The sequence below is a fragment of the Caballeronia glebae genome (assembly GCF_001545035.1).
Classification (GTDB): Bacteria; Pseudomonadota; Gammaproteobacteria; order Burkholderiales; family Burkholderiaceae; genus Caballeronia; species Caballeronia glebae.
Map to the genome: position 1 here is coordinate 42,543 of NZ_FCOJ02000035.1, position 14,544 is coordinate 57,086.

The 14,544-nt window shown below is 59.3% G+C and carries 14 protein-coding genes; 7 read left to right on the forward strand and 7 right to left on the reverse strand.

What is annotated here, in order from left to right:
• Nucleotides 1–28: 28 nt before the first annotated feature.
• From AWB82_RS22455 to AWB82_RS22480, 6 genes are all read left to right on the forward strand, one after another.
• Nucleotides 29–832: a phosphate/phosphite/phosphonate ABC transporter substrate-binding protein gene (locus tag AWB82_RS22455; protein WP_086971133.1), complete on the forward strand. Its 804-nt coding sequence runs from the start codon at nt 29–31 to the stop codon at nt 830–832.
• 121 nt (nt 833–953) lie between these two features.
• On the forward strand, nt 954–1,949 hold the full coding sequence (locus AWB82_RS22460; protein ID WP_086971135.1) for an LLM class flavin-dependent oxidoreductase: 996 nt from the start codon (nt 954–956) through the stop codon (nt 1,947–1,949).
• Nucleotides 1,950–2,185: 236 nt separating this feature from the next.
• Nucleotides 2,186–2,431 carry a hypothetical protein gene (locus AWB82_RS22465; protein ID WP_086971204.1) on the forward strand — a complete coding sequence of 82 codons (246 nt, stop codon included), beginning with the start codon at nt 2,186–2,188 and terminating at the stop codon, nt 2,429–2,431.
• Nucleotides 2,432–2,878: 447 nt separating this feature from the next.
• Nucleotides 2,879–3,133: a hypothetical protein gene (locus AWB82_RS22470; RefSeq protein ID WP_407643033.1), complete on the forward strand. Its 255-nt coding sequence runs from the start codon at nt 2,879–2,881 to the stop codon at nt 3,131–3,133.
• Nucleotides 3,134–3,679: 546 nt separating this feature from the next.
• Complete coding sequence (locus tag AWB82_RS22475) at nt 3,680–4,084, forward strand: helix-turn-helix domain-containing protein (protein WP_086971139.1); 405 nt, start codon at nt 3,680–3,682, stop codon at nt 4,082–4,084.
• Between the two features lie 46 nt (nt 4,085–4,130).
• Nucleotides 4,131–4,736: a copper-binding protein gene (locus AWB82_RS22480; protein ID WP_086971140.1), complete on the forward strand. Its 606-nt coding sequence runs from the start codon at nt 4,131–4,133 to the stop codon at nt 4,734–4,736.
• A 146-nt stretch (nt 4,737–4,882) separates the two neighbouring features.
• Here the strand turns inward: AWB82_RS22480 and AWB82_RS22485 are convergent, their stop codons facing one another.
• The 6 genes from AWB82_RS22485 to AWB82_RS22510 form a co-directional block, all read right to left on the reverse strand.
• On the reverse strand, nt 4,883–6,295 hold the full coding sequence (locus tag AWB82_RS22485; RefSeq protein WP_143756821.1) for a hypothetical protein: 1,413 nt from the start codon (nt 6,293–6,295) through the stop codon (nt 4,883–4,885).
• Entirely contained in the window at nt 6,292–6,549 is a 258-nt protein-coding gene (locus AWB82_RS22490) for a PAAR domain-containing protein (protein ID WP_086971144.1), read from the reverse strand. Before AWB82_RS22490 ends, AWB82_RS22485 begins: the two co-directional genes overlap by 4 nt.
• Before the next feature lie 52 nt (nt 6,550–6,601).
• Nucleotides 6,602–7,948: a hypothetical protein gene (locus AWB82_RS37255; RefSeq protein WP_143756823.1), complete on the reverse strand. Its 1,347-nt coding sequence runs from the start codon at nt 7,946–7,948 to the stop codon at nt 6,602–6,604.
• Nucleotides 7,945–11,463 (reverse strand): type VI secretion system Vgr family protein, encoded by a 3,519-nt coding sequence (locus tag AWB82_RS22500; RefSeq protein WP_086971148.1) that lies wholly within the window; start codon nt 11,461–11,463, stop codon nt 7,945–7,947. Before AWB82_RS22500 ends, AWB82_RS37255 begins: the two co-directional genes overlap by 4 nt.
• Before the next feature lie 125 nt (nt 11,464–11,588).
• Entirely contained in the window at nt 11,589–11,987 is a 399-nt protein-coding gene (locus AWB82_RS22505) for a hypothetical protein (protein ID WP_086971150.1), read from the reverse strand.
• A 120-nt stretch (nt 11,988–12,107) separates the two neighbouring features.
• Nucleotides 12,108–12,623 carry a hypothetical protein gene (locus AWB82_RS22510; RefSeq protein WP_143756825.1) on the reverse strand — a complete coding sequence of 172 codons (516 nt, stop codon included), beginning with the start codon at nt 12,621–12,623 and terminating at the stop codon, nt 12,108–12,110.
• A gap of 362 nt (nt 12,624–12,985) precedes the next feature.
• Here AWB82_RS22510 and AWB82_RS37715 point away from each other — a divergent pair, with 362 nt between their 5' ends.
• Complete coding sequence (locus AWB82_RS37715; RefSeq protein WP_159462618.1) at nt 12,986–13,147, forward strand: hypothetical protein; 162 nt, start codon at nt 12,986–12,988, stop codon at nt 13,145–13,147.
• Nucleotides 13,148–13,516: 369 nt separating this feature from the next.
• Here the strand turns inward: AWB82_RS37715 and rhaS are convergent, their stop codons facing one another.
• Complete coding sequence (gene rhaS / locus AWB82_RS22520) at nt 13,517–14,530, reverse strand: rhamnose ABC transporter substrate-binding protein (protein WP_086971156.1); 1,014 nt, start codon at nt 14,528–14,530, stop codon at nt 13,517–13,519.
• Nucleotides 14,531–14,544: the final 14 nt, after the last annotated feature.

The following is a 14,544-nucleotide window of genomic DNA, read 5'->3' on the forward strand; positions in this document are numbered from 1 at the left end:
CGTCATCGTCATTCGTCGACCGCTCGTCATGCACTGGCTCGCCGCCCTGCCGATGTACAACGTCGCGCCCGCCCTTGCCGCCGACTGGCGCACGCTGCTCGAACGCGTTCGCGAGCGTCTCGCGGACTGGCTGCGCGCGCGCGGCGATACGCTCGAAATCGTCGAACCCGGCCCGGACCTCACCGCCTTCTGGCTGCGCGACGACGTGTTGCTGTCGCAAACCTGCGGCTATCCGCTCGTGCATGCGCTCGCGAACCGCGTGCGGGTCGTCGGCGCACCCGATTTCGACGTGCCCGGCTGCGAAAACGGCGCTTATCGCAGCGTGATCGTCGTCGGCGCGCATGTCGCCGCACGGTCGATCGAAGACTGCCGGGATTTGCGCGCGGCCTATAACGACGACGATTCCAACAGCGGCATGAACCTCTTTCGGCGCGCCGTGGCCCCGTTCGCGCACGACGGACGCTTTTTCGCTTCGGCCACGAAAACCGGCGCGCATCTCGCGTCGCTGCGCGCAATCGCCGAATCGCGCGCGGACATCGCCGCGATAGATTGCGTCACATTCGCATTCGCGCAGTCGCATCTTCCGGAACTGACGGCCGGCGCACGCGTGCTCGGCGTGACGGCCAGTGCGAGCGCGCTGCCGTTCATCGCATCGATGCGCGCGCCCCAGGAAACAATTTTTGACGCCCTCTCCGATGCGCTCGCTTCCGACCCCGCGCTCGCCACCCGCTTAAGGCTCAAAGGCGTCGTGCGACGCGCGCCGGCGGACTACGCGCCGATTCTCGACTACGAACGCGAGGCTATCGAGCGCGGATATCCACGGCTCGCCTGATCGGACCGCGCCCGTCCGCTCCGGCAGATTCCGCGGAGTTTGTGCACAATCGGCTTTTTAAACGCGTGCCGGCGCCACGATGCGCATGCATCGCGATCCGTCACGCTTTCGGAAAGCCGCAATGATCCCCTTCTCGCTTCTCGACCTTTCTCCCGTCCCACTCGGCTCGACGCCGGCCGACGCCTTCGCTCATTCACTCGATCTGGCCCGGCACGCCGAGCGCTGGGGCTATCTGCGCTACTGGCTCGCCGAGCATCACAACATGACGGGCATCGCCAGCGCCGCGACCGCCGTCGTGATCGGCCATATCGCGGCGGGCACGAAGACGATCCGCGTCGGTTCGGGCGGCGTCATGCTGCCGAATCACGCGCCGCTCGTGATCGCCGAGCAGTTCGGCACGCTGGCGTCGCTGTTTCCGGGGCGCATCGATCTCGGACTCGGACGCGCGCCCGGCACCGACCAGACCACCGCGCGGGCGTTGCGCCGCGACCTGCACGGCAGCGCCGAATCGTTCCCCGACGACGTGGTGGAACTGCAGCGTTATTTCGCCGATCCGGTCGAAGGCCAGCGCGTGCGCGCCGTGCCGGGCGCCGGGCTGCACGTGCCGATCTGGCTGCTCGGCTCGTCGCTCTTCTCGGCGCAGCTCGCGGCCGCGCTTGGGCTTCCGTTCGCATTCGCGTCGCATTTCGCGCCGGATTATCTCCTGACCGCGCTCGAGGTCTATCGCAAGCAATTCCGCCGGTCCGCGACGCTGCAAAAACCCTACGCGATGGTCGGCGTGAACGTCTTCGCCGCCGATACCGCCGATGAAGCACGCTTTCACTTCACGTCGCTGCAACAGCAGTTCATCAATTTGCGGCGTGGGACGCCCGGCCAGTTGCCGCCGCCGGTCGAATCGATCGCGTGGAACGAGGCCGAGCGCGCAGGCGTCGAGCACTCGCTCGCCTGCTCCGTCGTCGGCGCGCCGGCCGATGTCGAAGCCGGCCTGCGCTCGGTCATCGATCAGACCCAGGCCGACGAGTTGATCATCACCGCGCAGATTTTCGATCACAAAGCGCGGCTGCGCTCCTTCGAACTCACGAGTCAGGCGCGCGACGCGATCGGCGCCGACGCCTGAGCCGCGGCCCGGGCAGAGAAAATAGGGTCGCAACTTCAACGAGTCTCCCGCTGGACGCGCGCGCTTTTGACAGGCAATAATGAGATACCGGAGGGCGGCGCGGGCCGCGCTGCTCTTCGCGTCCGCGTCATTCGCTCAGTCGAAACACCGCAAAGCGCGCCTGAAATTCGTGCACGCCGGAAGTCGACGCGGCGAAACAACAACAACAACGTCGCAAGACGGGAGGAAGAATGTCGATGCCGAGAAGCGCCGCCACCGGCGCCATGACGCTCCTGACGGAATACGACGAAGCCAGCGGTCAGGAAGTGCGTTCGCTGCGCCTCGAACCGGCAGCCGACGGCAAAGCCGTGCTGCTGGTTGAAATCGACGAGCGCAAACCCGGCATTCACCGCGAAGTGCGTTATGAAATTACGCCCGCGGAACTGATTGCCGCCATTCGCGCGCACGGTGCGGAATTACCGGGGGAACAACACAGTCGTTAAACCGTTTTAATACTGGCCATAAGCAGCATACAATAGAGTTAGGCGAAGTTTTCGGCCACCATGCTACATCGGCGGCGGGCTTCGCCATCGGTTCGTGGCTCCCTGTCGTGACGTTCCGCGCGCATTCTGTTCGCGCGTCCGTCACGGCGGTGCTTTGGCGGGCGAACGTTCGCATTGGTGGCAATGCCCACATTAAAGAGGCAAAGTCAGCGGGCGAATTAATAGGGGTGCGGTAAATACACTAATTGACGCGCGGCAAGCACAGCGTCACGCTTCATAAAACACTTATATCTAAGTCATCGAACCGCCCCGGTCCGCGCGGGGTATCGGTTCATCCTCTGAAAATCAAAAAGCTGAATCAGGAAAGCCGTGGACGAAAGAAAGCGAGACAGCATCATTGCGTATTTGCGCAGCCGAATGGCTGAGTTCGGCATCTCGGAGAGTGCGTTGGCCGAAGCATTGGCCGAAGCGCCGGTGGAGAACCCGCCGCCGCCCTCCTTCACCAGGACCAACGGGGCTCTTGGCGCGCCCAAGGCAAAGCGGCCAATGCCGCAAGTGCCCTTGATACCGCATTCGGCGGGCGGCGCAGCGCCGATATTCCGGAACGCGAATGGCGACACGTGGGACGGCCTCGGCGATATGCCCGAGTGGCTAAAGCGCGCGGTGCACGCGGGCCAGGACATCGAGTTTTATCGCGTCTGAGAACCGTCGGCGCTGGCCGCGACGCGCCGCGAACCACTCGCGGCGGATCACGCGCGCGCGGCGCGTACGAATGCCATGCCGTCGATGCACACAAGGCAGCATGAGGCGAGCCTTCCGCGTGACATCAAACCCGCTTTGAAACGGACACCCGCCGCATTGCACTCCGCGTAGCGCTCGGCGCGTTGCCCGCTCCGATTTCGCTGCCAATCAGCAGCTACATAGACAATTCGCAGAGATTTATCAAGCCCAAAAAAATTTCGCCGATGGTTGCCCATCGAGCCTGAAAACGTTTATTGATACTTCTCTGTAAGTCGGCTCGTAAGCGAGCCACGCATCGACCTGACGTCAAGCACGCCCGATCAAGTCTCGCCGTCTCCATTCGACAAGGGGCACGCATGAACGCATACGGACGCCGCAACGTTGCACCCGTCGCTCGCTCGCGTCGGCCGGCACGGGAAGGAGCGCCAGGCATCGGCTTCGGTTCGTGCAGTGGCGTCTGACGTCTCATTCAATCGAAGCAATCCTAACGATCGAGCGGCGCGCGCCATGCTCTCCCGTCCCGACACACTGCCGAGCGTTGTGCGACGCATGACGGCCGGACGCATGTTGCTCGATGGCGCGTCGGTCGAGGCGGTGGCCGAGGCGTTGCATCTTTCGGTGCAGACGGTGCGGCGTTACAAGGCGATCGTCAGCGAGGGCGGCCTCGACGCGCTCGGCAAGATGGGCGTTGGCGGACGCGCGTCGGTGCTGGACCGCGAGGCGCTCGACTGGATCGCCGCCGCGCTGCGTGGACCCGCGCGCGCGCACGGTTTCGAAAGCGATGCGTGGACCAATGCGCGTCTGCGCGAACTGATCGAGCGGCGCTATGGCGTGCGTTATTCGCGCGTTTATATCTGGCAGATCGCCACGAATCTCGGTCTCGGGCATTTGTTGTCCAAGTCGCGCCGCTGAGCGCGTTTTGCATGCTGTGAAGCAACTCGAACACAAGGAGCAACGCATGGTTCACTCGTCATCTCACCCTTCGCATCGTTCACTCAAGATTGTCGTGGCCTGCATGGCGCTCGCGTTCGGCGCGGTAGGAAGCGCTTCCGCCGACGATGCCGCGTCCGCACCGACGGCGCGCGGCGCGGCGGCCATCGCGCAAGTCCAGGCGCGCGTGGTCGGCATCGATCCGACGTCGAACAGCGTGTCGCTGCAAGGACCGTCCGGGCGCGTCGTCGAAGTGGCGGTGAACCCCGAAGTCGGCGATGTGAAGAAACTCCAGCTCGGCGATATCGTGAACATCGAGTATCGCAGCGCGTTGCTCGTGAGCGCGACGAAGGTCAAGTCCGATGGCATCCGCGAGCGCATCGACACCCAGGCGACGATTCCCGCGTCGGGCGGCGTGACGGCGGAGGCGCGCGTCGTCGAGGTGATCGGGACGATCGAACGTGTCGATACGAAGAACCGCCGCGTGACGCTGCGTGGACCGAACCGGACGGTGACGCTGCAGGCCGCGCCGGATGTGTCGCTCGCCGGGTTGAAGGCGGGGGACATGGTGCACGCGCGGTTTGAATCGGCGACGGCCGTGCAGGTGATGCGGGGTGGGCAGGCGATCAGATGAACGCGTGGGGTTGTCCGCCAGCCGGATACGGGCGACCCACGCAGCCAGCGCAAACTGAATCAAACCTGCGCCAACGCTCGCGCCGTCGCTCTTTCCGGCAGCCATTGAGGATGGTGCTACGGAACGCGCGAGGACACTTTTAATTTTCATCTTCGTGCAGCACGTCGATAGAACTCGTTCGTCACCATACGCCGCTTGAAGATCGCCCCCGCTGGCATGCCAAAGAACAAGAGCAGCAAGGTAACGCCAAATACTCCTATAGCCCAGCCCATGCCCGCATCCAATTCGAGAAGGCAGAGCATGAGCAGGCACATGAGGCAAGCCACCCCGCCAGAGATCGAAGCTTCCCAAAAATCGATTTCCGGCTCCTCGACGGATGCGATTGGCGCGTAGTCGCTTCCAACGAGATTCAGGCGCAGGCCGTTCGCGTCGGGCATTGCGACAAGCTGCGGTCCTTGTCCATTCAACACGGCTTGCGCGGCAAGCGCTTGCAACAACAGTGGACTTGTCGACTCCGACACACCGAGCGCTTGGTCGAGATCGAGCAAGGTCAAGGCTGGCTCGCTGTCCTTGGCGATGGCTTTCACAACATGTCCATCCCGCTTGGCCAGATTGCTGACCCAAAAATTACGCAGTCGCTTGAGTGGCGTCGGCTCGGCCGTGAACAGGGTCTTGAGCGCGTCAGGTATTTCATCGGTCGTCGTGGGGATGGAGCGGAACAATCGAGCTTTGGGCTTGAGCTTCGCATGCTTGAGAAAGTCCCATGACCCGAACAGCAACGCCACGGCTGCCTCGGAAGCAGGCGATTGGGTCGATTGCTCATTGAGGTGAAAAGCGAGCACCAGACACAAATCCGGCATCATCTTCTGCCTTTGGGAGCCGTAGCTATATCGCACTTTCTGACTAGTCATCCACTCATTGAGGTTATTCGGCAACTCTTTCAGTTCGAAGCGGGACATGGCGACGGCCTTGGTGTCGATCTCCAGCCGTTGCAACACGCTTCGCAAGATTCCCAAATGCGTTTCGTCGCCGGATTGAATCGCAATGTGGATGGTTCGCTTGCCTGCGAAGCGCTGAAACATTCCGGAGAACGGCGTGACGAGCCGCGTCAGAACGTCGTCGATGCCCGCGTGCTGTAGCGTCAGAATTTGCCCGGCGTTCGTGGGCGGCGTACCTTCCAGCCCGAGCATGCGTTCGGCCAGTTCTACTTCCGGCGTGAGCGTCACCGTGTTGAGAATCGACAGGTTCCACTGCGTCCAGCCGCGCCAATCGTTGAAGTAATCTTTACAGAGGAAGTTCCACCACGCCGCGCGGTTGTTCCAGTCCTCCGAGGGCAGATAAAGGAAGGCACAGAACACGCCCCACAGCAGCACGGGGACGATGAGCGCGCAAGCGAAGAATCGGGCCGAGACGATGGACGTGCCCTGTTTCCAGTTGAGGATGGTAACGATGAAGCCGACGATGAGCGCGACGAACAACGCAACCACGGCGATCCCGATGGAGGGCGGCTTGGTGGGCTTATGCTCGGGCACGTCGGGAATGCGCCAATCCATGCTCATGCGATGTCCATCCCCTTCGTCGTTGCTCGGACAATGCTGCCGCATTGCGTGCGGCAACCGTCCGCGACGAGCTGTCGGCCATTCTCGTTGTAGCCGTCGCCGCATTCGGTGATCCGGTTGTCACCGTGAAGGGGGCACGTGACGATGTCATGCAGCAGCGCCACATTGCGCCCGTCGATGTCAAACGAGGACGAGGCGGTTTTGACGACGCCACCGTGCGAGGTGGGATCGCCCAGGCGAACAGGTTGTTTCATCGAAGTCTCCTGAAGGATGCGGTTAGCCGGGGCAGAACGCCCCGGAACGAACTTAGGCGCCGAGCCATTCCCAATAAAGTTTCGACGCGGCTTCGTTCGACACTTCGAAAGTCGGCAGCGACTCGCCCGCGCGGAAACGCCGCTCGTACTGCGTATGCGTCTTATCGTCGGCTGCGGGCGTCCACTGCATAGTGCGTAACACCCAGCGCCCATCGCGCGCGCATGCTTCACCCGGCTTGCAGATCGTCGCCAGTGCGAGATCGGCTTCCCATTGCCACTGATCCCATTTCGCGTAGTCAAACTTGGGCGCGGTCTTCCCCGCTTCAAGCTTGGTCAGGAAGGAGCCGCGCGTCCCGCCGATGGCGGAGAGGCGGTAGTAGCCCGACTCGGCGACCATCGCGCCGGATGGCAGTGCCGACACTTCCTTAGCCTTGCGAGTTTCGAAGTCTTTCCACTCTTGCGGGGTCGAGGGGTAGTCCCGATCGATTGTTATTGATGTCGATTGCATTTTGAAATCCACTCGATTCGCTAGTGTCTTGCCGTCCAGAACGTAAGTCACGAGTGTGAAACAGATACCGCGAAAATCGAACGTCCCCTTCTTGGCTATTTTTTCAGGTGCCACTTTAAATGTCAGATTTTTGCTACTTCGTGTCGGTAAAACTACTGTTCCATCCGGAAATTCTTCAGAATTAACAAGTGGAACCCCGCTAAGAGTGAAACTCCAATTGGTTCCTGCTCCGTAGCTACCGACGCCGAGCGTTCCATCCTCCATTCGCCCTGACCACATATCAGGTGTAGAAAATGAGAGCGGGGTGTCACCCGCGTTGACAAATCGGATTGATACTAGATACGCACCCGGTTTAGGTTCGATCTTCTCAACCTTCGCGTACAGGTTGAGCAGTTTTGTTCCACGTTTAATTGCGGCTTCCTGCCACTCAGCCGCAAGCGTTCCTATCCGGGCTCTGCGTTCTTGCGGAATACGGTGCAGCGAACCATCTACGTTAGTCCGTTGGCCATCGTGCGAGCAAATTGCGCTGAAACGCGCTGAGGTTTCTGAATCGAGTGTAGAAGGTGGGCCGCTCTGGTTTTCGGGAGCACAGAGCAACTCGGCAACCTCTGCTACTTTGCTCGCGCCGATCTCTCGAACCGGCAGTTCAAAAATTCCCACACTATCTAACCTTGAATCGTTAATAGCGTCCCAAACAGCGACCCTTACCTTGTCGTTGTTAATCTCAATAGAGCGGTCGCCATACTGCATACCGCCGCTCCAAGAAAGGGAAAATGTAGGTGCCTCAGTCATCGAATTTTCCCTCGCAAACGTGTCATCACTCTGATTTAAAAAAATTACCAACCCCAAAAACATCGAAGCTGAACGACTAAATATTTTGCCGGTCATCATTTCGTGCCTACTCTCCATGCCATATTTGTTCGCGCGGTGAACCAGAACCTCATATACTCCATATAATGGGCTGGGATAACTGCTTTCGGTAACACGGCTCCACCTCCCATCAGGTTTCGGGGAGAATACATCTGCCATTTATGTTTGCCGATGTTAGAGTTTCCCAACTGAAAATTGAGACTCTTGTCATTTTTAACGTAGGTAGAATGCACGAATCCTCCGCCTTGCCAGTATTCATCCGGGAAGTTTAAAAGGTGGCCGCATTCGTGTGCAGCCACATTCAGAGCCATCGCAACAGGAACTGCGTTTCCCCCGTTGTCGATTTCTATATTGTCCTCACCCCAGTTCGCTGCATCAGCTCTTGCCGCTTGCGGATAGATATGCACTTTGCGAACATCCGTCATGGCGTCCGCTTCGGCTTCGTTAGCAATTAAAAAGTCAACCCGAAACACGATCGAAACTCGCCTTCCGCAAGCACTTCCTTTGCTACATCCATCGAGAACGAGTTTGTAGTTTCCTTGGTTCAGAGTTCGTTCCACGTCTGCTTTGTATTTGCTCGTATTGATATGCGAGCCAACACGGGCAATTTGTTTGAGGCCAAAATTAGAAAATGGCTGAAGGCTATTAGCGCCGTTCGCGTAGGTTTCGTAGGGCGTTGTTTCGTATGACCCGTCTGCCCTGACGATTGGTTCATTAGTTATTGGATCAAGGTTGGCGAGCAACACCGGGATCAAAACGACTGTAACAGTCGCGGTAAGTGTCTTGTTCTTATCGTCGTATTCAATGGGAAATTTAGTGGTCGCGATGCCAGAACAAAGCGAAGTTGTCTTGCTTGTTTCAGTGTTCCCGTACTTATAATATTGCGGGGTCTCGCGCGCCCAAATGAATTCGTCGGAAAACGATGGCATGGACCATTCACAAATGGCTGCTTCGCTTAGTGCGATAGGTTCACTTGGACTGGCTGCTAGAGGCAGTGTCGGTTCGTCGCTCGGATTTTTGTCAACGTCCTCTGTTTTGGGTAGGCTTGCTTTCTCGGCCTTCTTGGGTTGCGTTGTCTTTGCTTTCTCGGCCTTCTTGGATTGCGCTGTTTTTGCAGGCGGTTCAAGGCCAGTGGGCGCAGCAGGGACTGCTACTCCAGCATTGGCGTACTGTTCCCAAGAGGCAAACTTCGATTCCGGCGGCGCGAGCTTTTCAATGGTATTTGAACCGCCAATCCATGCGTCACATCTAGTGGACCAAGGTGCTACAGCGGGCGCGAACGACGGCCCCGCCAAGTGCATGATCTCCGGCGCTTGTTTGGTCATGCCCGGCAGCTTCAGTTGGAGCGGCTTGGCGCTGCCCAGCGTGATGGTGCCGTCCTTCAACTCGATATATGCGCCACCGCATTCGAGAACAAGTTCCTTGTTAGCCCGCACGCGCACCGCACCGTCGGCGCTGGTCACGACGACATCCTTTTGCGCGGCCAGCGCCAGCACGTCGGATTGCGCCTGAATCTCCACTGGGCCTTTGCCGGCAATCAGCTTGGCCCCAAGCGTGTTGGCGAACAGCGACAGCTTTTCACGGGCAGCAATCGCGACGTTCCTGAACGCGCTGACGTTGAAGCCCTGCGAAGTCGCCACGCTCACGTCCTTGCCTGCCCCTATCATCACGCGATCCGGCGTGGCAAGCCCGATGCCCTGCGGTGCGGAGAGCGCGATGACCTGCTTCTTGATGTCGGCTAGCTCGTCTTTAAGCCACTGGTTCTCGGCCTTCAGATCCGCGATTTCGGCGTTCGATGCGCTCGCACCTTGAGCCAGCGCGCCAGCCTGCGCCTGCGTGCGCTCGAACAGCGCTGTCGCGCCGCTGGTGTCCGTGACCTGAGCTTGCGTGGCCTGCGGCTCGGTCGAGATGAGCAGTCCCTGAGCTGCACGGAGTGCGCCTTTGAAATTGGTCTTCAGCTCGAAACCGTCACCGCGCTTCTTGCGCGCCGCGTCAACGATATGCCCGAGGTTCAGTTGCGACTTGCCGCGTTCGCTCGCGAGCTTGATGTGCTCTTCGTCCGGCCAGTCGTCGGTTCTGAACTTGTTCCGGTGCGTCTGCAAGATCGTGCGGCTCATCCAGCGATCTTCAGCGACGATCGGATCGTCATTCAGCGAGTTATGGAATATATGGGCGATGTACAGGAGTTCAGGATTGCCGAGATGACCTGCTACGCCTACCTCTGTTCCGTCATGCAGACCATAGTGAAAGCCCGTCCGGTGCGAGCCCGCGAAAGGTTTGGCCAGGCGTAGCAGGCAGCTTTCCATGCCCTTGATGCGCGGATCACGGTCGGCGAGGATTCGGGCAACATACTCGCCGTCTTTGGTGATGAACGGTTGGGAATACTGGTTCGGGGAGGCAATCACGGCCGTGATGTCGCCCTGCATGCGGGGCCATGTCTCTTCCAGCAAGGGCATCCGATAGAGGCGATCCGATGGAATCGCTTTGTACTCGACCCTGAAGGGCTGCTTGCGCGCGGCGCTGAATTTCGCGAAGAAGATCAGCATGCCGTACTTGGTGTCCGGAAGCGTGCGATTCGACGGCTTAACCACGTTGCCCGGCATGGCATCCAGCATATTGGTGCTGCCGTGGTACTCGACCTGCTGCGAAATGGCTGCTTCCTGCCGCAGCAGCGCCTCGACCTGTGCGTCCTCCTTGGTCAGCACAGGCACGCCGTAGGTGTAGCTTTCGCCGTAGGTGGTCTTGTCGTCGTGGATGACGCTCGTCGCTTCGATGGCATCCGGCGCTTTGCGGTAGTTGTACCCGCGCACCGTGTACGACTGAGGAATCACCTTGGTGTGCGTTTCCAGCGAGAAGATTGATTCGGCTCCATCGCTGTTCATGCCGCCTTCGGGCAGCACCGGCACGTTGAGGTTGTCATCGTGCCGATAATGCGTGAAGTCATCGTGGACGTAGATCATCTCGCAGTCTGCGACCGTGTCGCTTTCGCCGCACACGAACCAGATGCCCGCACGGCGGCAAAGCCGCTGGATGAAGGTCAGATCGTCCTCTTCCCACTGAGCGATCACGGCACGCTTCACATACTGGCGATAGAGCCGCACCTTGAAATCGGCGCGCAGTTGATCGAAGCCATGCTCTTTGAGTATCTGGACGATCACATCGACAAAGCTCTTGTCCCAAAACCAGCGGACCTTCGGCGCATTTCTCAGCAACGCCAGTCGTGATTCGAGAACCAGTTCATAGAAACTTTCATCCCGGTTGCTGCTCAGGTGTGTGAAGCCCGTGATGATCCCGTGTATGCCACGCGGCTGCTCCGGCTTGATGCCTCGACTCGGTTCGTGCGGCGGCTGAATCAGGAACTTCGCCATCTTGCCCACATAGTCCAGGCGCGTGAGCGCATGCGATGGGTGCGTGAAGCGGAGCTTGACGTGCGTGGGCTCGCCAATGGCACGGGTGCCCTCGACGCTGAAGATGTCCGCAAAAACCGAACTCGGCTCCTGCGGCATGTCGAGGGAATAGTGCTGATGCGCAGACAAATGTCTAACGCGCTCGATTTCATAGTCAGACCGTCTATTCAAGGACACCCCCGTGAAAGTGAATGAAACGTTCAACTCTATCCCGAGCGACTCGGAATTTGAACGTTGGTATTCCTATTTAATGATTAAACGTCAGATATTTTGAGAACAACCTCAAGTGCGGCGGTCGTATGCTGAGCGATCGACTGCGTTTCGCGTGTGGCGATAAGTAGCGTTTCAAGGTTTTCTATCAAACGCGGGTCATCAGGCGCGTCACGCTGCACGATCAGCACGATGTTGACGAGCGCCGATAGCGCCTCAGCCATTGCGGCCATGCCTGATTGAGTCTGCGCAACGACGGGTTCGTACACCAACGCGAGGCGTTCGTAATCGCGCGCATGCCTGCGCGCATGCCGAAGCTGTGATACGAGCTTGCCGTTGCGCGCCCGCTCGTCCAGTAGTTGTGTCCGGAGTGCTTCGACTGGCGGATTCAGAGAGATGATCCGGTCCATGAAGTCCTTGAATTGCCAGGGAGGTTCAGTCATAGGAAGTCCTGATTCGACAAGTAGATTCCTAAAAAAAAACCCGCCGAACTGAAAGCGCGGCGGGGCAAAAAGAGAGAAGTCTCCGTAAGCCGTTACGGTGACTTCTCCGAGGCGCCAGAATCAGGTGAGGGTTGATTCAATCGGCATTGCACCGCGCTTTTCCAGCCACGCGAGCAGCGGTTCGGCGGCGGCGCATAAGTCGCCCAGCACGCCGCGCAGAGCCGCAACCTTGCAGCGCATCGCGATCGCGTTATCTGCATAGGCAGCCAACGAGTGAATCACTTCCAGATTGAATCTCGTCACTGCCACGCTGACGGTGTCCTTGAATCGTTGCTTCAACGCTTGGTAGTCCTGATCGATAGGGTCGATCAAAGCGTCGCTATGGTTCAGATAGTCAGCCAGGGTTCGGTTAAGGGCGTAGGCACCCTCCGAAACAATTTCCTCATAGGCTGCAAAGGAGATGGCGTTGCGTCCTTGAGCCTCGCGCAGCAACCACGAGCAACGCACCGCCTTTTCTTGAAGGTTTCGCACGCGCATAGCGACGCGCGTAGCAAGCACGGGCGTCTTATTGAAACGCAGTGAATGCCGGGGCGGCTTCGACGGGCTTGCTGCTTCGCGTTTGACTTCTTGCAACATGGATGGTCCTCTGTTCGTGGACCCACCCCACACGAGGGGTGGACGGGCACAGCAGCAGGTTCAACCCCGATATGCGGAAAGACGTACATACCGGCCCTGCTGCGGCCCGCCCATAGGCGAACAGCAGCACTCGCGGCCCGAATGGGCGCGCGATGCCGAGTGCTCCGCCCGTGTCGGCGCGGAGCGTCTTTCCTAACTGCTACATCACGCCGGGGTTGAACCAGCGCTCGACGCAAAACGTCGAGGACTCAAGGATAGACGGCATTTGCGCGAAGGGCATTGTAGCCCGATGTCAAATTATGTTGCGCCTGAAGCGCGAACGTGGTCTAAGCCGACATCCGCCACACGTCGCGGAGCGCGAGATGAAAATGATGATAGGGATGTTGATCTGGCTGGTGCCGCTCACGGCCTGCACTTCGATCTCCGACAGTTCGAACGTCAGTATCGAACGCGGGCCGTGGATCAGCCTGCATGACTTCGGTGCGCCTTCATTGCCTGCATCTGACGCGCAGGCCAACAAGTAGATGCGCTGTAGTCGTATTGACAACAAGTAGTTTTTTTGTTACAATACTTACAGTTTGAGAGGTGTCTGATTGCCTCTCAAACGAAAAATCATGGGGTGTGATTTTCACGGGCCGTATACAACTTGTCTGAAACGCTTTTTGTTCAACAACTTAGATGTTCTATCTCAAGGTAGAGAGGTGGTGCGACGCAGCATAAATCTATCCACAGTTTTCGTGTAGAGCCTTGTGGATAGCCTTGGGAGCATCGCCTCAACTCGCTGATCTCCAAGGCTTTTCCGTCATACACCGCAAACGCGGCAGGCGCTGAAAAAAAAGAAACGCCCCGAAGGGCGTTTCATCATCTCTCAGGTTCCAATCGAACCCGCTGCCTCAAAAATTGAAGTTGTCGATATTAGCCGCATCGAAGGTCGTCGGCGGGCCGAGAATCACCTCGCCGCTCTTGCCGACCGTGCGCTTGCCCAGCTTGCCCGCCTCGAACGAATCGCCTTCCTTGCCGGTGATCGTCCCGGACGCGAGATTGGCCGCCGCGAACGCCGCGAGATAACCCAGTTGACCCGGGTCCCACAACTGGAACGCCTTGACCGTGCCGTTCTTCACGAACGCGCGCATCTGATTCGGCGTGCCGAGGCCCGTCACGACCACCTTGCCCTTAGCCGGAGAGCTGGAGATATAACGCGCCGCCGCCGCGATCCCGACCGATGTCGGCGCGACGATGCCCTTCAGGTTCGGATAAGCCTGCAACAAACCCTGCGTTTCGACGAAGGACTTTTGATCGTCGTCGTTGCCGTAGGCGATCTTCACGAGCTTCATCTTCGAATACTCGGGCTTCTTCAGTTCCTCCTGCATCCACTTGATCCAGGTGTTCTGGTTCGTCGCGTTGGGCGTCGCCGAGAGAATTGCAAACTCGCCCTCGCCGCCGATCAGCTTCGACAGCAATTGAATCTGCCCGCGCCCGATCGCTTCCGAATCGGCCTGATTGACGAAGATCTGCCGGCCGTCGGACGCCGTGTCGGAATCGAAGGTCACGACCTTGATGCCCTGCGACATCGCCTTCTTCAGATACGGCACGACCGCGTTGGCGTCGTTCGCCGCGATCACGATCGCGTTCTGCCGCTGCGTGATGAGCGTATTGATATAGCTCACCTGCGACGATGCGCCCGCATCCGACGGACCGACGACCTTGCCATCGCCTTTCAGCTCCTTGATCGCCGCCATGCCGCCGTCGTCCGCGATCACTTCGTAAGGGTTGTTGATCTGCTTGGGCAGGAAGGCGATCTTCAGGCCGCTCTTCACGTCTGCGGCGCTCGCGGACAGCGCGACGGTCGCGGCGAGAAACGCCGCAACCAGCGCCGGGCCGCGCGCGAATCGAATGGGCTTTTTCATGTCGTAAAGTCTCC